The sequence below is a fragment of the Streptomyces sp. NBC_00354 genome (genome assembly GCF_036106915.1).
In the GTDB taxonomy this organism is placed as follows: Bacteria; Actinomycetota; Actinomycetes; order Streptomycetales; family Streptomycetaceae; genus Streptomyces.
Map to the genome: position 1 here is coordinate 6,755,336 of NZ_CP107983.1, position 23,119 is coordinate 6,778,454.

A 23,119-nucleotide genomic window follows, 5' to 3' on the forward strand; every position below is an offset into this window, starting at 1 on the left:
TGACCGAACGCTCCCACCGTACGGCCGAAGGAGACCTCACATGCCGCTTTCCGTGTCCCTGAGCATCGAGGGCGACACCACCGTGATCGAGCTGGCGGGCGAGCTGGACGCCAAGACCGCGCCGGACTTCCACCAGACCATCGAGAAGGCCGCCGGGCACGGCACCGGCACGGTCGAGATCAGGATGGCCGGCGTCGGCTACATGGCCAGTGCCGGACTGCGGTCCCTGGTCTTCGCCCAGCAGAAGGTGGCGGACCACGTGACCATCAAGGTGGTCGGCGCGATCGAGCCCGTGTCCCGGACCATCCGGACGGCCGGGCTGGACCGCAGCATCGTGCTCTCCGATGAGTGAATCGCATGAGTGACATGGTCGAACTGGCGAGGACGCCCGCCGAACTGGAGGTGCCCGCCACCGTGGGGGCACTGGGCGACATCGCCTCGTTCGTCCTGCGGCTGGCCGGCCGGGCGGCCCTGGACAAGGGCGCCGCGTACCGGATCCGGCTGGCCGTGGACGAGCTGGCCACGAACATCGTGATGCACGGGTACCGGGGCGGCGACGGGCGGATCACCGTCCGCGGCCGCTCCGGTCCCGGCCGGGTGCAGATCTCCATAGCGGACTCCGCGCCGGCTTTCGACCCCGTCGAGGGCTGCCTGCCCCCCGCCCCCGGGGTTCCCCCCGAGCGGCGGCGGGTCGGCGGACTCGGCATCCACCTGGCGCTGACCAGCGTGGACGAATTCAGCTACGTACGCAGGGACGGCCGCAACATCAGCACGCTGACTGTGAAGGCTGAGGGGACGGACCGATGCCCTCCACGACCGTGATCATCCTCGACGAGTACCCGCCGCCTCCGCCCGAGCTGCTCGACGCGCTGCGGTCGATGGACGCGGAACTCGTCGCCCGCACCCTGAAGGAGCTGCGCACCGGCCCGCTGGAGGGGCTGCCCGCCGCCGACGTGCTGCTCGCCCCGGCCGAGGCCGACGGAGAGTCGGTGCGCCTCGCGGTACGGCGGCTGCGCCGCTGGGGCGGAGCCCCCATCGTGGTCGTCTGGACGGTGACGGAGTTCGCCGCCCTGGAGGAACACGTCCGGCTCGGCCACGACTACCTCGTACCGCCCTTCCTGCCCGCCCTCGTCGGGGCCCGGCTGCACAGCTGCTCGGAGCGCGCCGGACTCGGCCGCACCCTGCGCGAAGCCGACGCCCGCGCCGAACTCATGGGATACGAGAAGGAGTTGGAGATCGGCCGGGAGATCCAGGCCGGCTTCCTGCCCGAATCGCTGCCGGTCCCCGAAGGCTGGGAGATCGACGTCCGGTTCCGGCCCGCCCGGCAGGTCGCGGGGGACTTCTACGACGTCTTCGAGATCTCCCGCGGCCGCCGCCTCGCCTTCGTCGTCGCCGACGTCTGCGACAAGGGGGTCGGCGCCGCGCTGTTCATGGCGCTCATCCGCTCGCTGCTGCGGCACACCGCGGAGAACAGCGGACTGCAGCACCTGGTGGCCGCCGGGCGGCCCGGCGGAAGCCGGCGGGTCCCCGTGGTCGGCGCGACACCGCTGCTCAACGCGGTCACCGCCACCAACGGCTACCTGACCCGCAACCACCTGAGACAGGGCTACTTCGCCACCCTGTTCTTCGGTGTGCTCGACCCGCTGACCGGGAGCCTCGTGTACATCAACGGGGGCCACAACGCGCCACTGCTGCTGCGCGCCGAAGGCGGCGACCCGCTCGCCCTGGAGGTCACCGGGCCGGCCGTCGGAGTGCTGCCGGACTGCGTGTACACCCTCGGCTACGCCCAGCTGAACCCCGGCGACACGCTCTTCGCGTTCACCGACGGGGTGCCCGAGGCCCGCTGCCCGGCCGGCAGCTTCCTCGGTGACGAGCGGATGCTGGAGCTGCTCGCCGGCCCCCGGGTGAGCGGCAGGGAGGTGGTCGACCGGATGGACACCGCCGTACGGGAGCACACGGGCACGGCCGAACAGCACGACGATGTCACCATGCTGGCCCTGCACCGGCCACGTGCGGCGCGGGGGCCGCATGCGGACCGGCCTGCGACGGCCCGTACGGCGGTGGCCTGATGGCCCGGACCATCGTGGTGCACTCGCACCGCGGCGGTACCGGGAAGTCCTCGGTACTGGCGAACCTGGCCCTGCTCATCGCGGGCGAGGGGCGCCGGGTGGGGGTGGTCGACACGGACATCCAGTCGCCCACCCTGGACCTGCTCTTCCGGCTCGGCCCGGGCCCCTCCCTGGCCGACTACCTGCTCGGGCGCTGCGAGATCGAGGCCACGGCCCAGCAGGCCGGCGTGCCCGGACTGTACGTCGTACCGGCCCGGACCGGGACGGCGGCGCTGCGCGAGCTCATGACGAGCGGCTACGACGTGGGGCTGCTGCCGGAGGGCTTCGACCGGCTGGCCGAGCACTACGAGCTCGACGTGCTGCTGCTCGACACCCACGCCGGGCTCAACAACGAGTCGGTGACCGCCATGGCGAGCGCCGACGTACTGATGATCATGGCCCGGGCCGACCGCATCGACCTCTCCGGTGTCGAGGAGACCATCGCCCTGGCCGGGCGGCTGCCCTGCCGGCGGACCCTGGTCATGAGCATGGCCCCCGAGGGCATCGACGGAGAAACGGTCCGCCGGCGTTGCGAGGAGGTGTACGGCGCCCCCCTGGCCGGAATCCTTCCGTATGTGCCGGAAATGGCCGCCCTGTGCGGTGAACGCATATTCGCCGAAGCTCATCCCGACCACCCCCTGGTCGGTGAATTCCGCACCATCATCTCCGCGTTGGACGCACCTCACGAAGTATCGCGCGCCTGACGCTCCCCCCCTTACGCCCCCTGCGGGGGGCGTGTTGAATCGGCAGCGATTCCAGAACAAGGAGAGAAGTCATGAAGATTCTCGTCGTCATGACGGCCAAGGCAACGCTCCATCTGTTGGACGGGGAACAGCACCCCTCGGGATTCTGGGCCGAGGAATTCGTCGTTCCCTACACCCTCTTCAAGGCCGCAGGCCACACCGTGGACGTGGCGACGATCGGCGGCCAGGCCCCCACCGTCGACCAGACCAGCATCGACCCCCAGTTCCTCCAGTGGGTCCGCCCCCAGGGCTCACCGGACGAGGACGCGGCCAACGCCGCCGAGTACGTCAGAGTCATCGAGAACACCCCCCAGCTCAAGAACCCCCTCGCACTGGAATCCCTCACCGAGAAGGACATCGCCGACTACGACGGCGTCTACGTGAGCGGCGGCCACGGCGCGATCGGGGACCTGCCCAAGTCCGACGAGCTCGCCCAGATCCTGCGGTGGGCCATCGCCGCGGACAAACCGCTCGCCACCGTCTGCCACGGCCACACCTCACTGCTCGCCCTGCGCGACGGCGAAGGCCACTGGCCGTTCGAGGGCTACCGGATGACGGCCTTCTCGCACAGCGAGGAGATGGTCACCAACATGGCCGGCCGGCTCCCGCTGATCCTCGAGGCCGAGCTCACCCGGCTCGGCGCGCGCTACGAGAAGGCCGAGGCGATCTGGGACTCGCACGTGGTCGTGGACCGCAAGCTCACCACCGGCCAGAACCCGTACTCCTCCAAGGCCCTTGCCGAGACGTTCCTGACACAGCTCGCAAAGGGATAGAACGCCCCCGCATCCGACACGGAAGGCAGCCATGACCAAGCGCGCGCTCAGCGACCAGCCCTTGGCCAACCCCGGGAAGCTGTTCATCGGCGGCACATGGGTCTCGGCCCAGGACGGCCGTACCGAGCCGGACATCAGCCCCGTGGACGGACAGGAGATCGTACCGGTGGCCCAGGCCACCGCCGCCGACGCGGACGCAGCCGTGGCGGCCGCCCGCCAGGCGTACGAGGAGGGTCCCTGGAGCAGACTGTCCGCCCAGGAGCGCGCGCTGCGGCTGAACCGGGTCGGTGAGCTCATCGAGCGCGACCTGGAGGAGATCGCCCTGCTGGAGACGGTGGACATGGGCAAGCCGTTCGCCTTCTCCAGCACGGTCGACGCCCCCATGGCCGCCCAGCTCATGCACTACTACGCCGGCGCCGTGACCCGCGTCGACGGCTCCTCGCGGGCCCCGGCCGGCGGACAGCTCGCGTACACCCTGCGCGAGCCGCTGGGCGTGGTCTGCGCGATCACCCCGTTCAACTTCCCGCTGCTGCTGTCGATGACGAAGATCGCACCGGCGCTCGCGGCGGGCAACACGGTCGTCCACAAGCCCTCCCCGGCCACCCCGCTCACCGCCCTGAAGATCGCCGAGCTCTTCCAGGAGGCGGAGATCCCGGACGGCGTGCTGAACGTCATCACCGGTCCGGGCGTGGAACTGGGTGAGACCCTCACCGGCCACCCCGACATCGACAAGATCGCCTTCACCGGCTCCACCTCGGTCGGCCAGACGATCATCCGCAAGGCGGCAGGCACCCTGAAGAAGGTGACGATGGAGCTCGGCGGCAAGTCCGCCAACATCGTCTTCGCCGACGCCGACCTGGACGCCGCCGAGGAGCTCGCCTTCTTCGGCATCTACTACAACAAGGGCGAGATCTGCACCGCCGGCTCCCGGCTGCTGCTCCAGCGCCCCATCCACGACGAGCTGGTCGAACGCCTGGTCCGGCGCGCCGCCGCCCTCAAGCCCGGCGACCCGCGCGACCCGGAAACCCTGTTCGGGCCGCTGGCCCACCGCGGCCAGTTCGACAAGGTCAGCTCGTACATCGAGGTCGGTGAGAAGGAAGGCGCCCTGCTGCGCACCGGCGGCACCGGCTGGACCCCCGAGGGGGCCTCCAGCCAGGGCCTGTACTTCCTGCCGACCATCTTCACCGGCGTCGACAACGGCATGCGGATCGCCCAGGAGGAGATCTTCGGGCCGGTTCTGTCGATCATCCCCTTCGACACCGAGGACGACGCGATCCGGATCGCGAACGACAGTGCGTACGGCCTCGCCGCCGGCGTCCACACCAAGGACCTGCGGCGCGCCCACCGGGTGGCCTCGCAGATCAAGGCCGGCACGGTCTGGGTGAATTGCTACAACCAGTACGACCCCTCCGTCCCGTACGGCGGCTACAAGGCCTCCGGATACGGGCGCGAGTGCGGACCGGAATCCCTCGAGAGCTACACCCAGACCAAGTCGGTCTGGATCGGCATGGACTGACCGACCGACGACCGACCGACTGACTCGCGACCGACTGACCGAGTAGGAGCGGCAATGCGCACAGGCATCATCGGCACCGGGCGGATCGGTTCCACCCTCGCGCGGATCCTGGTGGCGGCCGGGCACGAGGTCTTATTGGCCAACGCCCGCGGCCCCCGGTCCATCGGCCCGTTACTGGCCGAACTGGGCCCGGCGGCCTCGGCGGCGCACCCCGCCGAGGTCGCCGACCAGGCCGAACTGCTGGTGCTGATGGTGCCGTACGCGACCATCCGCGGGCTCCTTCCGCCCGCGGCCGTACAGGACAAGGTGCTGGTCGACGCCACGAACGCGTTCGGCGGCGCGGGCGCACCCGCCGATCTGGGCGACCGCAGTTCCAGCGAACTGGTCGCCGAGTGGTATCCCGGCGCCCGCGTCGTGAAATCCCTGAACACCATGCATTTCGAGACTCTCGCCGTCGCCGGCAGCGCGGGGGGCGAACGCCTGGCCCATTTCACGGCGGGCGACGACGAGAAGGCAAAGGAAATCGTCGCGGGAATCATCACGGATCTGGGATTCGCCCCCGTCGACACCGGCCCGCTGCACTCCGGAGGAATTCTCCAGCAGCCCGGCGGGCCCCTTTTCAACCGGCCGCTCACGGAAGCGCAGGCGCTGGCATGGATATCTCACTGAACGTGAACGGAAGACCCGAGCAGTTCTCGGCCGAGCCGAACGAACTGCTGGTGGAACGGCTCCGTGACGGCCTCGGGCTGACCGGCACCAAGGTCGGCTGCGACACCGGCCAGTGCGGTACCTGCGTCGTCCAGCTCGACGGCCGGTCCGTCAAGAGCTGCCTGATCCTCACCGCATCGGCGGCCGGCTCCCGGGTGACGACCATCGAGGGCGTCACCGAGCGGGGCGGCGAACTCACCGGCCTCCAGGAGGCCCTGCGCCAGGAGCACGGCACCCAGTGCGGGTTCTGCACCCCCGGCATGGTGATGGCCCTCGGCGAGCTCGTCGAGAACACCGCCGACCGCGAGGCACCCACCGAGCCCGAGATCCGCGAGTGGCTCACCGGCAACCTGTGCCGCTGCACCGGCTACCACAGCGTCGTACGGGGCGTGCAGCGCGCCTGCTCCGCCGCCCGGGCCGAGATCCCCGATGAGATCAGCGAGGGCGCCGCCGTCTCCGCGTCGGCCGCGTCCGGCTCGGCCTCCGCGTCCGGCAAGGAGGTGTGAGGGAGATGACCGCAGTGACGGGGGAGGTTCCCCTCCAGGGATCGGGCGTGCTCGGACAGCCGCTGGACAGCCGCGAGGATCCGCAGCTGCTGCGCGGCGAGGCGACGTACGTGGCCGACATCAACCTGCCGGGCACCGCCCACATGGCGATCCTCGGCAGCCCGGTGGCCCACGCGAAGATCCTCTCCATCGAGACCAAGGCCGCCGAGCAGATGCCCGGCGTGCTGAAGGTGGCCACCGCCGCCGACTACACCGGCGTCATGCCGCTGCCCTGCATCTGGATCCCCGGCGGCGTCGAGAGCCACTTCCCGCCCCACCCGTACGGACTTCCCGGCGCCCGCCCGGTCCTGACCGGCGACACCGTCCGGCACGTCGGCGACCCGATCGCCGTGGTCGTCGCCGAGACCCCGCGCCAGGCCACCGCGGCGCTGGCCGCCATCGCCGTCGAGTACGAACCGCTGCCCGTGGTCACCCGGGCCGACGACGCACTCGCCGAGGGCGCGCCCCAGCTGCACGAGGCGGTACCGGGCAACCTCAACGCGTACTGGACCTGCGGCGACAAGGACCGCACCGACGCGGCCATCGCCGAGGCCGAGGTCACCGTCGAGCTCGACCTGGTGAACCAGCGCACCATCAACAGCCCCATCGAGCCCCGCGGCGCGGTCGGCGACTACAACGCCGCCACCGACGAGTACACGCTCTACGCCTCCACGCAGGGCCCGCACAACCACCGCTTCCTGCTCGCCGCGCTGGTCCTGGGGATCCCGTTCAACAAGCTCCGGGTGATCGCCCCGACCGTCGGCGGCAGCTTCGGCACCAAGGGCTACCTCTACCCCGACATGGCGCTGGTCCTGCTGCTCTCCAAGGCGCTCGGCCGGCCCGTGAAATGGGTGGACACCCGCACCGGTCTGATGAACTCCACCGTCCAGGGCCGCGACCACCGCCAGCACGTGGTGCTCGCCGGCACCCGCGACGGCCGCATCACCGGCCTGCGCGCCACCAGCTACGCCAACCTCGGCGCGTACCCCTCCACCATCGGCCCCGGTGTCGCCACCGCCCTGATGGGCCGCTCCATCAGCGGCATGTACGACATCCCCGCCGCGTTCTGCGAGGTCTACGCCGCCTTCACCAACACCGTCTCGCTCGGCGCCCAGCGCGGCAGCGGGCGCGCCGAGGCCGCCTTCCTGATGGAGCGGCTCGTCGACCGGTACGCCTCCGAGATCGGCATGGACCCCGCGGCCGTCCGGCGCATGAACCTGGTGCCGAAGGAGAAGTTCCCGTACGACAACGGCCTCGGCTGGACGTACGACTCCGGGGACTACCAGCTGAACTTCGACAAGGCGATGGAGCTGTCCGGTTACGCCGACATGCCCGCCCGCAAGGCCGAGGCCCGCACCCGCGGCAAGCGGCTCGGCGTCGGCCTCGCCACCTACGTGGCCATCTGCGGCGTCGGCCCCTCCACCCGGATGTCCAAGGAGGGCATGCTCGGCGGCACCTGGGAGAGCGCGAACATCCGCGTCCACCCGACCGGCGAGGTCACCGTCACCGTCGGCTCCGCCTCCACCGGCCAGAGCCATCACACGGTCTTCGCGCAGGTCGCCGCCGACGAGCTCGGCATCGACCCGGCCCTGGTCCAGGTGTACGAGGGGGACACGCTCAAGGCCCCCTACGGGCAGGGCACGTACGGCTCGCGCTCCTACAGCATGGCCGCGCCCGCCGTCGCCATCACCGCCCGGAAGATCAAGGCCAAGCTGGTCAAGGCCGGGGCCGTGTTCCTGGGCGTCCCCGAGGAGAAGGTCGTCTACGGGGGCGGCAAGGTCTACGAAGAGGGCAACGAGGAGAACACCAAGACGTTCGCCGAGCTGGCGATGTCCATGTGGTACGGCTGGGGGCTGCCCCCGGAGATCGAGCCCGCCCTGGACGAGACCAGCCATTTCGACCCGCCGGACTTCAACTACCCCTTCGGCACGCACGTCGCGGTCGTCGAGGTCGACGAACTCACCGGCGAGACCGAGGTGGTGGCGTACACCGCCGTCGACGACGCCGGCAACATCGGCAACCCGAAGATCGTCCTCGGCCAGATCGAGGGCAGCATCACGCACGGCCTCGGGCAGGCGCTGATGGAGGCCGCCGTCTACGACGAACAGGGCCTGCTCGTCAGCTCCGACCTGACCAAGTACGCCCTGCCGCGCGCCGCGGACGTGCCGTTCTTCACCCTCGGCAAGACCACCACGCCCAGCCCGCACAACCCGCTGGGCGCCAAGGGCGCCGGCGAGATCGCCACCGTGCCGCCCGCCGCGGCCGTCGTCAACGCGGTCGTCGACGCCCTGTCCGACCTGGGCGTGCAGCACATCGACATGCCGCTCACCCCCGAGAAGGTCTGGCGCCGCCTGCGAGGAGAAGCCGAGTGATCCTCACCGAGTTCGACTACGTACGGCCCGCCGGCCTCGCCGAAGCGCTGACCCTGCTGTCCGCCGCCCGGGGCGCCCGGGTGCTGGCCGGCGGCCAGAGCCTGCTGCCCGGGCTGCGCACCGGGGAGGACACCGCCCGGCTCCTCGTCGACGTACGCCACCTCGAGGAGCTCCGCGGCATCGAGAGGACCGCCGACGGGATCCGGATCGGTGCGCTCACCACGCTCGCGCAGCTCGCCGCCCATCCGGCCGTCCTCGCCGAGGCCCCGGAGGTGGCGGCCGCCGCCCGGGCCAACGGGGACCCCCAGGTCCGCAACCTCGGCACCGCCGGCGGGAACCTCGCCGCCGGCGGGCGCGCCACCGACCTGCCGGTCGCGGCCATCGCGGCCGACGCCCGGGTCGAGCTGGCCGGACCCGGCGGGCGGTCGAGCGTGAGCGCCGAGGAGTTCACCGCCTCCGGGGTGCCCGCCGGGGCCGTGGTCACCGCACTGCTGGTGCCCGCCGCCGGGCGGGCCGCCGCCTTCGAGAAGACCGCCGACCGGGCGACCCGCTACCCGGTCTGTGCCACCGCCGTACGGATCACCCCCGACGGGCCGCGCATCGCGGTCACCGGGGCCACCGCCCGCCCGCTGCGGCTGCGCGGGGTCGAAGACCGGCTGCGCGGGGGCCCGTACACGACGGAGGCCGTGCTCGCGGCCTTCCGCGCCGAGCCCAGGGAGCTGTTCGTCCCCGGGCGCGGCACCTCGGCCGAGTACCTCGGCCACCTCGCGGGGGTGCTCACCGCCCGCGCGCTGCAGAGGGCAGACCAGGCCCTCGCCTGACCGCCCACAACGGGGAGTTGACGCAGTGGCCGAATTGTCCAGGACGACCACGGGGGTTCCGTCACCACCGGCCGCCCAGGCGGCGGCCGCGGCACCCAGAGGCTCCGGCTTCTGGGTGGTCGGGGCGGTCCTCGTCCTGCTGATGCTCTCCTCGTCCGTACCCTCCGCCCTCTACGTGCTCTACCAGGAGAGGTGGGGCCTGTCCTCCGGCATGATCACGGTGGTGTTCGCGCTGTACGCGGTCACCGTGCTGATCGGGCTCCTGCTGTTCGGGTCCCTCTCGGACACCCTGGGCCGGCGCCCCGTGCTGGGCGTCGGCCTGGTCCTGGCGATCGTCTCCATGGGGCTGTTCGCCGGGGCCCAGGGGCTCGGGCTGCTGCTGGCCGCCCGTGCCGTGCAGGGGCTCGCGGTGGGCCTGGCCACCGGGGCGATGGGCGCCGCCCTGCTCGAACTCACCCCCCGCTCGCGGCCGGCGCTCGGCGCCCAGGTCAACAGCGCGGGGCCGACGGTGGGGATCGGGCTCGGCGGGATCGGGGCCGGGCTGCTCGTCCAGTACGCGCCCGCCCCGACCGTGCTCAGCTACCTGCTGCTGGTCGCCGCCTTCGCGGTGATGTTGGTGGGGGTGTTCAGGATGCGTGAGAGCGCTCCCGAGGCCCGCTCCGGCGGCCGGATGCGGATCAGTGCACGCCGGATCCACGTCCCGGCCGCCGTACGGGGCCGGTTCGCGATCCTCGTCCTGACCATCGTCGCCGTCTGGTCGGTCGGCGGCTTCTACCTCTCCCTCGGGCCGCACCTGGCCCTCTCGCTCCTCCACAGCACCAACTACCTGGTCGGCGGGGCCACCGTGGCCCTGCTCGCGGGCGCCGCCACCGCGGCGCAGCTGCTGCTGGGCCGCACCGAGGCGCTGCGCACCGCAGTCCTGGGCCTGTGCGGCCTGCTGGCCGGGCTCGGCCTCGTCCTGCTCGCGCTGGGCCTCGGCTCGGCGCCGGTGTTCCTCGTGGCCACGGCCGTCCTCGGCAGCGGCTGGGGCGCGGCGTTCCTCGGCTCCTTCCGGGCGCTGAGCGCGCTGGCCGAGCCGGCGCACCGCGGCGAACTGACCGCCGCCGTCTACGTCTTCGCGTACCTCGCGATGAGCGTGCCGGCGGTGCTCGCCGGAATGCTCACCAACATCCACGGACTGCACCGCACCTCCGTCGGCTTCATGGCCGCCGTCGCCGGGGTGTGCGCGCTGGCCCTGTTCGTCACGCTGCGGCTCGCCGCCCGCACCCGGGCCGAAGGGAGCACCACATGAAGGCTGCCGACATGAGCGCCGCAGAGCTGCGGTCGGCCCTGCTCGGGCTGGAGGTCTTCGCCGGTCTCACCGAGGACCAGCTGGACTGGCTGGCCTCCGTCTCCGAGCCCCGGGTGCTCGCCGACGGGGAGGTCCTCTTCCGGGACGGCGAGGAGGCCACCGGCTTCCACGTCCTGCTCGCCGGCGGGCTGGTCGTCACCAAGGTCGTGGACGGCCGGGAGGAGGTGCTCACCCGGCACTCCACCGAGGAGGAGAGCGCCGCCGCCGAGGAGCACGACGGAAAGCCCTCCGCCGCGCACCGCTTCACCGGCGAGCTGCCGCTGCTGACGGACGGCGCGTACGTGGCCACCGCCGCCGCGAGCGGGCCGGCGACCACCGTCGTCGCGTACCCGAAGCCGGTGTTCTTCGAGATGCTGACCCGCTGCCACGGGGTGGCGGCCGTGCTCATCCCGGTGCTGGCCTGGCGGATCAAGTCCTCCGAGGTGCAGGCCCGCAAGCGGGCCACCGTCGAGGCGCTCGGCACCCTGGCCGCCGGCCTCGCGCACGAGCTGAACAACCCGGCGGCCGCCGTGGCCCGGGCCGCCCAGGAGCTGGCACCGGCTCTGGAGGGGCTCACCCGGACCGCCCAGGCCTGGGGCGCCGCCGCGACGGGCGCGGAGCGCTCCGTACTCGACCGGCTGGCCGAGGAGCTCGACAAGCTGCCGCCGCCGGTCACCACCGATCCGCTCGCCCAGGCCGATGCCGAGGAGGAGATCGCCGACTGGGCCGAGGAGGCGGGCACCGAACGGCCCGGGCTGCTCGGCTCGGGGATCTCGGACCTCGGGCTGGAACTGGGCTGGCTGCTGGAGCGGCTGGAAGGGGTCGGGGAGCCGGCCCTGCCCGCGGCCCTGGACCACCTGGCGGCCCTGCTGGAGATCCGCTCGCTCGCCGCGGAACTGCGCGCGGCCGGTCCGAGGATCTCCCAACTGGTCGCCGCCACCCGGGATTACGCCAATCTCGACCGGGCGCCCGAACAGCGTTTCGCAGTGGCCGACGGGATCGAGAACACGCTGGTCGTGCTGCGATCCAAGCTCTCCGGGATCACCATCGTGCGTGAGTACGAACCCGGCCTGCCCGAACTGACGGGCTACCCGAGCGAGTTGAACCAGGTGTGGACCAACCTGGTCGACAACTCGGCCGAGGCCATGGAGGGCGCCGGCACGCTCACGCTGCGGGTCCGCGCCGAGGGCGTCTGCCTCGTCGTGGAGATCGCCGACACCGGCCGGGGCATCCCCGAGGACTCCCTGCCGCGGATCTTCGAACCCTTCTACACGACCAAGGACGTGGGGAAGGGCACGGGCCTCGGACTGCACCTCAGCTACCGCATCGTGACCCAGCGCCACCACGGCTCGATCACCGCCCGCTCGCGTCCCGGCGAGACCCGGATGGTCGTACGGCTGCCACTCACCGCGGCCGCCGCCTGCGCCGAAACACCTGATGAACCCACCTCCACCCACTGAAACGGAGTCGACATGGCCAAGTACGACATCTCCAAGCTGCACCCGGTGTTCGTCCGCCAGATGGAGGCGCTGGCAGCCCTGGACATCGAGGCGGTGATGAAGAACTACACCGACGACGCCGTCCTGCTGCGCTTCGAGGGGGTCTCGGTCGGGATCGAAGCCGTGCGCGAGACGTTCACGGGCTACCTGACGGTGAAGCCCACGCTGGTGGAACTCCAGGAGTACATCGAGACCGAGGACACGATCTTCTACCGCGCGATCATGAATCTGAACGGCGAACCGGAGCACGCGTTCGGGACACTTGTGGTCCGCGATGGCCGGATCTGGCGCCAGACCGCCGGTTTCGGCAGCTGACCACCGATATCTGGGTAGCGTGTGCGGGAAGGGCGAAGGCAGCGCCCTTCCCGCACACGCAGGCCCCGCCGGAGACCGCGGCGAGGGCCTGGCTGGTGAAATGGCAAAGGGGAGGTCATGGAACGCGAAACCGGGCGTGTCGAGGCATTCAGTGACGGGGTATTCGCCATCGTCATCACGATTCTCGTTCTGGAACTAAAGGTTCCGGAGGAAACGGGATCCGACTTCTGGCACGGCGTCTGGGAACAGTGGCCGCACTATGCCGCATACGTGGTGAGTTTCCTCATCATCGGCGTGATGTGGGTGAACCACCACACCATCTTCAGTCACCTCAAGCGGGTCGACCGGCCGCTGTTGTTCCTGAATCTCATGGTGCTGATGGTGGTGTCGGTGATTCCGTACACCACCACCGTGCTCGCCGAGCACCTCGTGGAGGAGGGCGGCTCCGCCAACGCCGCAGCGATCCTCTACAGTTCGGTCACCGTCGTCTACGCGCTGGCGTTCCTGGCCTTCTGGTGGTACGTCACCCGCGTCGGCCACCTGTTCCACGAACGGGTGGACAAAGACGGCGCCCGGGCCACCCGCGTACGCTTCGGCCTCGGCGCCGTGGCCTACCCCTTGACCGTTCTCCTGTCCTTCTACTCCGCACCGCTCACTCTCGTCGCACACTTCCTCATCGCGATCTACTATGCGGCGAACCAGATCCCCATCCCCCTCGTGGTAGAGGAAGAGCGGCTCGAATCTGCCAGCGACCTCAGGAAGTAGCCGCCGTGGCCTACGGCCGTTCTGCACGGTCAAGTAGGGTATTGGATCTAGTGGTCGCGGGGGAGGCCCAGATGGCTCGCGTAGTCCTTCCGGAGGATTCCACGAAGGAAATCTCCGAATTGATCGACGTCCTGATCTCTCTTTTTTTCGAGTCCTTACCCCGGCGGGACCAGCGAAACTGGGCCCGCGTTTATCTCAACGGCCTGGTGCGGACCAGCGGGAAGAAAACAATCCGTAACATCGCCGGAACCGGGGCCAGTTCCGTCGAGCAGAGCCTCCAGCAGTTCATCAGCAAGTCCCCCTGGGACTGGACCCCCGTACGCCGCTCCCTCGCCCAGTACCTCGAACGCACCGCCCAGCGCCCGCTGGCTTGGGTGGTCCAGCCCATGGTGATAGAAAAGGCCGGCGACCGCTCGGTCGGCGTGGGCCGGCAGTTCGTCCCCCAGCTCGGCCGTACCGCCAACTGCCAGCAGGCCAGTGGCATCTGGCTCGCCTCCAGCGAGGCCAGCTTCCCCGTCGAATGGACCCTCACCCTCCCCGGGCCCTGGACGAGCGAGCTGCTGCGGCGCCGGCGGGCCGGCATCCCCGACACGGCACGCTCGCTCACCCCCGCCCAGGACGCCGTACACGCCGTCCAGCGGATGGCCGCCAGCTGGCAACTCCAGCGCCGGCCCGTGGTGATGGAGGTCGCCAACACCGACATCCCGCAGAGCATCGAGTCCTTCGCCCTGCAGGACATCCCTTTCGTCTTCAAGGTCGACGGCTCGCTGCCCGTCTCCTTCGGCGGCGCCGGCCGGCACAAGCCCGGGCCGCACACCGCGCCCGCCCGCGAACTCATCGACTCCCTGCGCTCCCAGCGGCGCGTTGTCGAATGGACCCGCCACGGCCGCGCCGAAGGGGCAGTGACCCTGCTGACCTCGGCCGCCATCCTCGCGACCCCCGGCGAGGACAGGTCCGTACCCCTGCCGCCCACCCCGCTGCTGCTCGTCGGCGCCTGGACCGAAGCCGCCCTGCTGCCCTCCGAGTTCTGGATCACGAACATCGGCGACCGGCCGCTGGCCCAGCTCTTCCTCCTCGCCAAACTCACCGACCGGGTATCCCTCGATTTCACCGAGACCTGCGAACCCGTAGGCATCCGTGATTTCGAGGGCCGCTCCTTCCGTGGCTGGCACCACCACGCCACGCTCGCGAGTGTCGCCCACGCGTCGATGCTGCTCGGTGCGCGCGACAGGATCCCCGACGGCTTCCCCGGGCACGTTCGGCCCCCGCTCGGCGGGGCGCCCGGGCCCGTGTCCCGTACCGGAGCACCCGGCTCCGTGGCGCGCACCGGCCCGCCGCCGGTGCTGCCGCCGCGGCCGCTGATCCCCGGCCAGAGCGCGAGACGCGAGTACATCCGCTGATGCTCGACATCGCCGAGGAACTCCGCGCGTGGTGCTCCGCGCACCGCGAATTCGCCCTGGCCACCGTGGTCGCCGTCAGCGGGAGCGCGCCGCGCGGCCCGGGCGCCTCCCTGGCCGTCGACGCCGGCGGCACCGCGCTCGGCTCCCTCTCCGGGGGCTGCGTGGAATCCGCCGTGCACGAGCTGTGCCTCGACGCGATCGCCTCCGGCGAAGGCGGCGTGCACCGCTTCGGGTACAGCGACGACGACGCCTTCGCCGTCGGCCTGACCTGCGGGGGAGTCCTGGACGTGCTCGTCACCCCGGTGCGCGGGCACGACCCGGTGCGGCCCGTCCTCGGCTCCGTGCTCGAGGCCGCCGCCGCAGGCGCCCGGGCCGCGCTGGCCCGGGTGGTCTCCGGCCCGGCGCCGCAGCTCGGCCGGGCCCTCGCCGTCCACCCCGACGGATCCTACGAGGGCTGCCTGGGCGGCGAGCCGGCCCTGGACCGGGCCGCCGCCGGGCACATACGGGACCTGCTGCTGGCCGGGCGCACCGGGACCGCCGAGCTCGGCACGGCGGGCGGGCTGTGCGGGCAGCCCCTCACCCTGCTGGTCGAATCCGCCGCCGAACCGCCCCGGCTGATCGTCTACGGGGCCATCGACTTCGCCTCCGCCCTGGCCCGGATCGGGGCCTTCCTGGGGCACCGGGTCACCGTCTGCGACGCCCGGCCCGTCTTCGCGACGCCGGCCCGCTTCCCCGACGCCGACGAGGTGGTCGTGGACTGGCCGCACCGGCACCTGGCCGCCGAATGGGAGGCGGGCCGGCTGGACTCCCGTACGGCGGTCTGCGTCCTCACCCACGACACCAAGTTCGACGTACCCCTGCTGGCCCTCGCACTCCGGCTGCCGCTGGGCTACGTGGGAGCCATGGGATCGCGGCGCACCCACGCCGAACGCGAGCAGCGGCTACGCGAGGAGGGGGTGCCGCAGGCCGCGCTCGCCCGGCTGCGCTCACCCATCGGGCTGGACCTGGGCGGCGCCACCCCCGAGGAGACGGCCCTGTCCATCGCCGCCGAGTTCACGGCGGTCCGGTACGGCGGGTCCGTCACCCCCCTGGCGCAGCGCCGGGGTCCGGTGCACGCGCGAGCGGGACTGGTCGCCCGGGCGGCCGGCAGGGGATGAGCAAGCCCGGCGCCCGGCCTGCCCGCGGAAGAGGGCCGCTGCGGCCCACCGCCGGTGCTACCCCTGGGGCGGGATGTCGTACACGTGGTCCGGGGTCGCGATGCCGGTGATCGTCTTGGCGAGGAGCGTGCTCGGCTCGCTGCCCCGGTGATGGATGTCGGTGTTGATGAGGACGACCAGGGTCGCCCGCCGGGAGGGCAGGTGGACGGCCACGCACTCGTATCCGGGCAGCGAGCCGTTGTGCCCGATCCATCCGTGGTTGTCGAAGATGCCGAGCCCGTACTCGTTGCCGGCGAGGCCGGTGGGGAGCATCTTCAGCCGCTCGGCCTGGGTGGCGGGGGACAGGAGGGTGCCGGTGGCGAGGATCCGGGCCCAGCGCCGCAGGTCGTGCAGGTCGGAGATCATCGCGGCGGCCGCCCACCCCCAGCTCGGATTCCAGTCCGTGGCGTCGGCGGTCCTGCCGGTCGGGGTCAGGTCGCTGTAGCCGTGCGCGTGCGGGGACGGGAACTCGGCGGCCGGCGGGAAGAGCGTGCGGCCCAGCTGCGAGGGACGGTCAACCCGCTGGTGGATGAAGTCGGCGAGGCTGAGCCCGCTCACCTTCTCCACCACCAGGCCGAGCAGGACGGTGTTGGTGTTGGCGTACTGGAACTTCTCTCCGGGCCCGAAGGTGTTGGGGTGCCGGAAACCGTAGGCGAGCAGCTCCTTCGGCGTGAACTGCCGCCGCGGATCGGCGACCAGCGCCTGCACGAAGTCGGGATCGGCGGTGTACGGGAACAGGCCGCTGCGCATCCCGGCCAGCTGCCGCAGTGTGATCCGGCCGCCGTCGGGCACGCCGGCGACGTACTTGGAGACCGGGTCGTCGAGTCCGACGAGGCCGTCGTCGACCAGTTCGAGCACGGCGGTGACCGTGAACGTCTTGGTCTCGCTGGCGATCCGCATGCGGAGGCCGGTCTGCATCGGCTCGCCGGTGGCGGTGTCGGCGACGCCCGTGGCGCGGACGTAGCAGCCCCGGCCCGGCATCCAGAGCCCGACGATCACTCCGGGCACGCCGGCCTCCTGCCGGGTGCGCTCGACGGCCCGGTCCAGCCGGGCACTCAGCTCGGGGGCGAGAGCGCCGGGCGGGCAGTCGTCCCCGTACCGGTCGGAGACCGCCACGGGCAGCGCAGCCCGGGCGGCCGCGGCCGGAGAAGCGATCGGGGCCAGCGCCGAGACGAGGAGCAATGCTGCGGCGAACGCCCGGGCGGGATTGCGTCGCATGTCGGACGCCTCGTCTCGGGATGAGCGGGGGAGCTGCTAGTCGGCCTGGGCCTTCACGTGCTCGAGGACCTTGCGGAACTCGTCGGTCGGGGAGAAGTCGACGTACTCGGTGTCCGTGAGCGCCACGGGGACGTGCCCCGGCGCCCAGTAGAAGGCCTGCCCCTCCTCGTACACCGTGTCCCCGTCCTCGGAGCGCATCATCAGCCGGCCCTTGAGGAGATAGCCCCAGTGCGGGCACGGGCACATGTCGTCCGGCAGCCCCTTTACCGCCGCAGTCATGTCCGTGCCCGCGGGCAGGCGGAAGAAGCCGACGGTGAGGTCGCCGCCGATCTCCTCGGCGCGGACCTCCAGACCACCGCCTTCGATGACCACGGGAGTCTCGTTGCGCGTCACTCCAGCCATGGCGTCCGTCCTCTCTTTCTCCTCCTCCACTCTCCGCTCGTCCGGCGCGTCCCGCCCGCCTACGGGACCAGGGTCCCGTAGGAACAGACCACAGGGCCCGGTATGTCCTGGACGATCAGCCCGGGCGGCATTAATGCCGGGTCATGGGAGAATGAAGTACGTGCGTTTCCTCGGCTGCCCTGCCTGTCGAGGCCGTAGACGGATCCTTCGATCGACTGGGATGTTCAGCACGTGCGTTTCCTCAATGACCAGAAGCCGCCGTACGACCTGACGTACGACGACGTATTCATGGTGCCGAGCCGCTCCGCGGTCGGTTCCCGCCAGGGCGTGGACCTTTCCTCGCCCGACGGCACCGGCACCACCATTCCGCTCGTCGTCGCGAACATGACCGCCATCGCGGGCCGCCGCATGGCCGAGACGGTCGCCCGCCGCGGCGGCATCGTGGTCATCCCGCAGGACATTCCGATCGAGGTCGTCACCGACGTCATCGCCTGGGTGAAGACCCGCCACCTCGTGCTCGACACCCCGATCACGCTGGCGCCCACCCAGACCGTCGCCGACGCGCTGTCGCTGCTGCCCAAGCGGGCCCACGGCGCCGGTGTCGTCGTCGACGCCGACGGCCGCCCGGTCGGCGTCGTCACCGACCACGACCTGACCGGCGTGGACCGCTTCACCCAGCTCTCCGAGGTCATGTCGAAGGAGCTCCTGCTCATCGACGCCGACATCGACCCCCGCGAGGCGTTCAACAAGCTCGACGCCGGCCACCGCAAGCTGGCCCCGGCCGTCGACAAGGACGGCAAGCTCGTCGGCCTCCTGACCCGCAAGGGCGCGCTGCGCGCGACCCTGTACAGCCCGGCCACGGACGCCAACGGCAAGCTGCGCATCGCGGCGGCCGTCGGCATCAACGGCGACTTCGTGCAGAAGGCCAAGCAGCTGCTCGACGCGGGCGTGGACACGCTCGTCATCGACACGGCCCACGGCCACCAGGAGTCGATGATCAACGCGATCAAGGCCGTGCGCGCGCTGGACCCGCAGGTCCCGATCGTGGCCGGCAACATCGTGGCCGCCGAGGGCGTCAAGGACCTCATCGACGCCGGCGCCGACATCATCAAGGTCGGTGTGGGCCCCGGCGCCATGTGCACCACCCGCATGATGACCGGCGTGGGCCGCCCGCAGTTCTCCGCGGTGCTGGAGTGCGCGGCCGAGGCGAAGAAGTACGGCAAGCACGTGTGGGCCGACGGCGGTGTCCGCCACCCGCGCGACGTGGCGATGGCGCTGGCCGCCGGCGCCGCGAACGTGATGATCGGCTCCTGGTTCGCCGGGACGTACGAGTCCCCGGGCGACCTCCAGCAGAGCGCCGACGGCCGTCTCTACAAGGAGTCGTTCGGCATGGCGTCGGCGCGTGCCGTGCAGAACCGCACGTCGGAGGAGTCGGCGTACGACCGGGCGCGCAAGGGCCTGTTCGAGGAGGGCATCTCCACCTCGCGGATGTTCCTGGACCCGGCCCGTCCGGGCGTCGAGGACCTGATCGACTCGATCATCGCGGGTGTGCGGTCCTCGTGCACCTACGCCGGTGCGGGCTCCCTCGCCGAGTTCGAGGAGAAGGCCGTGGTCGGCGTCCAGTCGGCGGCGGGCTACGCCGAGGGCAAGCCGCTGCACGCCAGCTGGAGCTAGTTCCCGTTTTTCCGGTGGCCCCGGGCCCGTCCCCACGGACGGGCCCGGGGCCACCGGCGTTCGCGGCGCCGGGGCCCCTGGCAGCCGGGGACCGTTCGCCGTGCCGTTCGACCGGTCGGCGCAGGTGGCGGGCGGATACGCCAAGCGGCGGATAACTCCGGGCGCCGGGTCCGTCACGCTCGGGTCATCCGACCTGGAAGGGGCACCCCGTGGCCAGTACCCTCCGCCGCCGCACCGACGCGCACGCCCTCGCGCGACTGCACAGCGAACACGGCAAAGCCCTCTACGGGTTCCTCCTCGGCCTCACCTTCGGCGACCGGCACCGCGCCGAGGACCTCCTCCAGGAGACCCTGTTCCGTGCCTGGAAACACCCCGAGGCGCTGGAGAGCGGCCACGCGTCCATGCGGCCCTGGCTCTACACCGTCGGCCGGCGCCTCGCCATCGACGCCCGGCGGGCCCGCCAGGTCCGGCCCGCCGAGGTCGGGCCGGACGCCCTGGACGCCCACATGCCCGTCGCCGACGACCGCACCGAGCAGGCCGTCGCCGTCCTCGACGTCCGCGACGCGCTGAGATTACTCAGCCCCGAGCACCGCGCCGTGCTCGTACAGATCTACTTCCGCGGGGCGTCGGTGTGCGAGGCCGCCGAGGCGCTCGGGGTGCCCGCCGGGACCGTCAAGTCGCGTACCTACTACGCCCTGCGCGCCCTCCGGGAGGCCATGCCCGGCTACGGCCCGGGCCCCCGTACCGGCTCCGCTCCCGGCCCCCGTACCGGCTCCGCTCCCGGCCCCCGTACCGGCTCCGCTCCCGGCCCCCGTACCGGCTCCGCGGCCGACCGCCGCGCCGCCGCCTGAGCGGCCACCGCCGCCCGCGAGCGGACCTGCAGCTTCGCCAGGATGTGCGACACGTGCGTCTGCACCGTCCGCGTGGACAGGAAGAGGGCGCCCGCGATCTCCGGGTTCGACCGGCCCTGCGCGACGAGCAGGGCCACCTTCAGCTCCGCGGGAGTCAGCGCCTCCCAGCCGCTGGCCGGCCGCCGCCGCGCCGAGCGGCTGCCGCGCCGGACGCCCAGGCTCCGCAGCCGGGCGTCGGCCCGGGCGGTGTCCCACCGGGCGCCCAGGTCCTCGTACGCGGCCACCGCGCGCGTCAGCGCCGCCCGCGCCGCCGCCAGGTCGCCGTGCCAGGCCCGGGCCACCGCGAGGTCCTCCCACGCATGGCCCAGCACCAGCGGCCAGCCGCCGCGCTCCGCCCGCTCAAGCGCCTGCGCCAGCAGCTGCGGGTCCTGCGCGAACAGCCCTTGGCAGCGCAGCAGCGCCAGCGCCGGGCCGGGATACTCGGGCAGGGCCGCCGCCGCCCGCCCGCAGGCCGCCACCGCCGCCCGGGCCGTGGCCGTGTCCCCGCTGTCCAGGGCCACGCGGACGATCTCCGACAGCACCCAGGGGCGCTCGTACGCCCCCGCCTCGTCCGGGCTGTCCGCCAGCGCCGGCAGCAGCTCGCGCACCGCGTCGGCCGGGCGGCCCGCGCGCTCCGCCAGCAGGGCGCGGGCCAGGAGCACGTGCCCGCTGTAGCGGCGGGCCGCCGGGACCGCGAACGCGTCCGGCGGGAGCAGCGCGAGCTCGGCCTGCGCCGCCTCGCGCTCGTCCCGGTGGCCGAGTACGAGGGCCCGCAGCCCGTGCACCACCACCGGCAGCCAGCCGTCCGAGACCGGCAGCCCGTCCGCGCGGGCCACCCCGGCGAGCGCCGTGTCCCAGTCGCCGAGCCGGTAGTGGAACTCGGCGAGCCGGGCCTCGGTGACCACGAGGCGCCCCGTCGAGCGGGTGGAGAGCGCCAGCTCCCGTGCCTCCTGCAGCGCCGCCGCGACGGTCTCCGGCTCGTCGAACCGCAGGTGGGCCTCGGCCTGGTTGGCGAGGAGCAGCAGCCGCATGTCGTTGGCCTCGGGGCTGCGCCGGGCGCAGGCGATCCCCTCGGCGACGTGCCGCAGCGACTCCCGGCCGCGGCCCAGGTGGAACAGCGCGAAGGCCATCGCATGGTGGGCCTCCGCCCCGCACAGCGGATCGCCCAGCCGGGCCGCCTCCGCCACCACCGCCGCGGCCAGCGTGTGGGCCTTGGCCGGGCAGTGCAGATCGGCCAGGGCCAGTACCCGGCAGGCCTCCAGCCGCAGCCGGAGCGTGGAGGAGGGGACCTGCTCCGCCAGCGCGTCCTCGGTGACGGCCAGCGAACGGGCCATGTCCCCCTGGATCATCAGCGCCGACACCAGCTTGAAGGCCAGCGCCGCCCGGTGCCCGGGATCCGTGGCCCGCCCGTGCAGGGTGGTCAGGAGCTCCACCGACTCGGGTCGGCGCAGCATCAGGGCGGCGTCCGCGAGGCTCCCCTCCAGGGCGTCCCGGTCCCCGCAGTCGGCCTGCGCGACGGCCCGCTCCAGCAGTTCGGCGGCCGCTCCGGGCGCCGCCGCGATCAAGGACTGCGCCGAGTCGGCCAGCCAGTGCACCGCCCAGCGGTCCAACGCCCCGCCGGCCAGCAGCTGTTCGGCGGTCCGCTCCGGATCGTGCCCGGCCTCGGCCAGGGCCCGGGCCGCGTCCTGGTGCAGGGCGGCCCGGGCGGCCCGGGGGAGCTCGGCGTACAGGGCCCGGCGCAGCGCCGGCTGCCGGAAGCGCAGCCGCTCGCCGGTGTCCTCCAGCAGCCCGGCCAGGAGCGGCTCCTCCAGCTCGGCCAGCACCTCCCGGGCGGGTCTGGCCTGGACGAGGGCCAGCTCGCGCGGGGTGAAGGCCGGGCCGAGCAGCGCTGCATGCCGCAGGGCGGTGTACGCGGGGCGGGAGAGATAGCCGATCCCCCGCGGGAGGGAGGCGGGCGGCTCCGGCAACTCCTGCTCGGGCACGGTCAGTTCGGCGAGCGCGGCGGCCTCCGCGGCGTCGGCCCCGCCGTCGTCCCCGGCCACGCCGGTGATCTCGATGAACCGGGACCACTGCGTGGTCAGGTCCCGCAGCAGCCGGGGATTGCCGCCCGCCTGTCCGGCGGCCTCCCGCAGCCGCGGCCCGGGCGCCGCCCCCAGCATTCCGCGGAGCAGCTCGGCCGATTCCGCCCCGGTCAGCGGCTCCAGCCGGACGGTGCGCCCGCGCGGGGCGGCGCCCAGCTCGGCGCAGAGCTGCTCCACCTCGGGCCGCCGGGGCAGCGGTCTTCGGGTCGCCGCCAGCAGCAGCGGCAGCCGGTCCACCGCGCGGGCCAGGCGCTGCCACAGCAGCAGGCTGGCCGGGTCCGCCCAGTGCAGGTCGTCCAGCACCAGCAGCAGCGGGCGCCCGGGCGCGCACCACTCCTCGACCCCGCACACCAGCAGGTCCATGGCCGCCAGCAGCGCCCCGCCGGGCTGCGCCGCCTCCCGGGCCTCCCGGAGCAGCGCGACCACGGCCGCCCGGCCGGGCCCCTCGGGGTGCAGGCAGTCCAGCGCGGCCCGCAGCGGCAGCTCCGCCGTGAAGGCGTCGGCGGCCCCGTAGCGCACCCGGCCGCCCAGTGCGGCCGCCTCGGCCAGCGCCTCGCGCACCAGGGCGGTCCGGCCCGAGCCGGGCTCGCCCTCCACGATCAGGTGCCCCCCGCTGCCCCGGGCACCGCCGCGCACCCAGTCCCGTAACTCTTCACGCTGTCGTTCACGCCCGACCCGCACGTCGGCGATCCTCCCCGGACGTCTCCCGGCTGCCGCCGGGGTACCCCCGCCGGCCGGTCCGCGCCTCTGCCAGGATGGCATG

At 72.5% G+C, this 23,119-nt stretch carries 20 protein-coding genes and 1 pseudogene; 18 read left to right on the forward strand and 3 right to left on the reverse strand.

The genetic code is table 11. The features are described 5' to 3' along the window. Nucleotides 1-40 precede the first annotated feature (40 nt). From OHT74_RS31040 to OHT74_RS31115, 16 genes are all read left to right on the forward strand, one after another. Entirely contained in the window at nt 41-352 is a 312-nt protein-coding gene (locus OHT74_RS31040; RefSeq protein WP_266668944.1) for an STAS domain-containing protein, read from the forward strand. Between the two features lie 5 nt (nt 353-357). Then, nucleotides 358-822, forward strand: a complete 465-nt coding sequence (locus OHT74_RS31045) for an ATP-binding protein (protein ID WP_266668945.1) — start codon at nt 358-360, stop codon at nt 820-822. Further along, on the forward strand, nt 804-2,069 hold the full coding sequence (locus tag OHT74_RS31050; protein WP_266668946.1) for a PP2C family protein-serine/threonine phosphatase: 1,266 nt from the start codon (nt 804-806) through the stop codon (nt 2,067-2,069). Before OHT74_RS31045 ends, OHT74_RS31050 begins: the two co-directional genes overlap by 19 nt. Next, on the forward strand, nt 2,069-2,812 hold the full coding sequence (locus tag OHT74_RS31055) for a MinD/ParA family ATP-binding protein (protein WP_328621983.1): 744 nt from the start codon (nt 2,069-2,071) through the stop codon (nt 2,810-2,812). Before OHT74_RS31050 ends, OHT74_RS31055 begins: the two co-directional genes overlap by 1 nt. A 71-nt stretch (nt 2,813-2,883) precedes the next feature. Beyond that, nucleotides 2,884-3,624 carry a type 1 glutamine amidotransferase domain-containing protein gene (locus OHT74_RS31060; protein ID WP_266668948.1) on the forward strand — a complete coding sequence of 247 codons (741 nt, stop codon included), beginning with the start codon at nt 2,884-2,886 and terminating at the stop codon, nt 3,622-3,624. A 31-nt stretch (nt 3,625-3,655) separates the two neighbouring features. Then, a complete protein-coding gene (locus OHT74_RS31065; protein WP_266668949.1) occupies nt 3,656-5,140 on the forward strand; it encodes an aldehyde dehydrogenase family protein in 1,485 nt (494 codons plus the stop codon). 54 nt (nt 5,141-5,194) lie between these two features. Then, complete coding sequence (locus OHT74_RS31070) at nt 5,195-5,809, forward strand: NADPH-dependent F420 reductase (RefSeq protein ID WP_267000535.1); 615 nt, start codon at nt 5,195-5,197, stop codon at nt 5,807-5,809. Between the two features lie 2 nt (nt 5,810-5,811). Further along, nucleotides 5,812-6,354: a (2Fe-2S)-binding protein gene (locus OHT74_RS31075; protein ID WP_328621984.1), complete on the forward strand. Its 543-nt coding sequence runs from the start codon at nt 5,812-5,814 to the stop codon at nt 6,352-6,354. A gap of 5 nt (nt 6,355-6,359) precedes the next feature. Then, nucleotides 6,360-8,765 (forward strand): xanthine dehydrogenase family protein molybdopterin-binding subunit, encoded by a 2,406-nt coding sequence (locus tag OHT74_RS31080; RefSeq protein WP_328621985.1) that lies wholly within the window; start codon nt 6,360-6,362, stop codon nt 8,763-8,765. Further along, nucleotides 8,762-9,586: an FAD binding domain-containing protein gene (locus OHT74_RS31085; protein WP_328621986.1), complete on the forward strand. Its 825-nt coding sequence runs from the start codon at nt 8,762-8,764 to the stop codon at nt 9,584-9,586. Before OHT74_RS31080 ends, OHT74_RS31085 begins: the two co-directional genes overlap by 4 nt. A gap of 25 nt (nt 9,587-9,611) precedes the next feature. Continuing rightward, on the forward strand, nt 9,612-10,877 hold the full coding sequence (locus OHT74_RS31090) for an MFS transporter (RefSeq protein ID WP_266668956.1): 1,266 nt from the start codon (nt 9,612-9,614) through the stop codon (nt 10,875-10,877). Beyond that, a complete protein-coding gene (locus OHT74_RS31095) occupies nt 10,874-12,376 on the forward strand; it encodes an ATP-binding protein (protein WP_328621987.1) in 1,503 nt (500 codons plus the stop codon). Before OHT74_RS31090 ends, OHT74_RS31095 begins: the two co-directional genes overlap by 4 nt. 12 nt (nt 12,377-12,388) lie before the next feature. Further along, nucleotides 12,389-12,730 (forward strand): nuclear transport factor 2 family protein, encoded by a 342-nt coding sequence (locus tag OHT74_RS31100; RefSeq protein WP_266668960.1) that lies wholly within the window; start codon nt 12,389-12,391, stop codon nt 12,728-12,730. Nucleotides 12,731-12,847: 117 nt separating this feature from the next. After that, nucleotides 12,848-13,495 carry a TMEM175 family protein gene (locus OHT74_RS31105; RefSeq protein WP_266668962.1) on the forward strand — a complete coding sequence of 216 codons (648 nt, stop codon included), beginning with the start codon at nt 12,848-12,850 and terminating at the stop codon, nt 13,493-13,495. Between the two features lie 71 nt (nt 13,496-13,566). Further along, nucleotides 13,567-14,895 carry an IS701 family transposase gene (locus OHT74_RS31110; RefSeq protein WP_266668964.1) on the forward strand — a complete coding sequence of 443 codons (1,329 nt, stop codon included), beginning with the start codon at nt 13,567-13,569 and terminating at the stop codon, nt 14,893-14,895. After that, nucleotides 14,895-16,052 (forward strand): XdhC/CoxI family protein, encoded by a 1,158-nt coding sequence (locus OHT74_RS31115; protein ID WP_328621988.1) that lies wholly within the window; start codon nt 14,895-14,897, stop codon nt 16,050-16,052. The genes OHT74_RS31110 and OHT74_RS31115 overlap by 1 nt, the downstream gene beginning before the upstream one ends. Before the next feature lie 57 nt (nt 16,053-16,109). Here the strand turns inward: OHT74_RS31115 and OHT74_RS31120 are convergent, their stop codons facing one another. Together OHT74_RS31120 and OHT74_RS31125 are read right to left on the reverse strand one after the other, a co-directional pair. Continuing rightward, a complete protein-coding gene (locus tag OHT74_RS31120; protein WP_328621989.1) occupies nt 16,110-17,309 on the reverse strand; it encodes a serine hydrolase domain-containing protein in 1,200 nt (399 codons plus the stop codon). A gap of 36 nt (nt 17,310-17,345) precedes the next feature. Next, complete coding sequence (locus tag OHT74_RS31125; RefSeq protein ID WP_266668970.1) at nt 17,346-17,711, reverse strand: hypothetical protein; 366 nt, start codon at nt 17,709-17,711, stop codon at nt 17,346-17,348. Nucleotides 17,712-17,942: 231 nt separating this feature from the next. On the opposite strand from OHT74_RS31125, the gene OHT74_RS31130 reads away from it, so the two are divergent. Together OHT74_RS31130 and OHT74_RS31135 are read left to right on the forward strand one after the other, a co-directional pair. Further along, the gene (locus OHT74_RS31130; protein ID WP_328621990.1) at nt 17,943-19,385 is read left to right on the forward strand and encodes a GuaB1 family IMP dehydrogenase-related protein; all 1,443 of its coding nucleotides are present in this window, start codon (nt 17,943-17,945) and stop codon (nt 19,383-19,385) included. Between the two features lie 209 nt (nt 19,386-19,594). Further along, complete coding sequence (locus OHT74_RS31135) at nt 19,595-20,236, forward strand: sigma-70 family RNA polymerase sigma factor (protein ID WP_328621991.1); 642 nt, start codon at nt 19,595-19,597, stop codon at nt 20,234-20,236. Between the two features lie 14 nt (nt 20,237-20,250). Here OHT74_RS31135 and OHT74_RS31140 read toward each other — a convergent pair. Further along, nucleotides 20,251-23,118, reverse strand: a pseudogene (locus OHT74_RS31140) (AAA family ATPase); the annotation flags it as partial. Nucleotide 23,119: the final 1 nt, after the last annotated feature.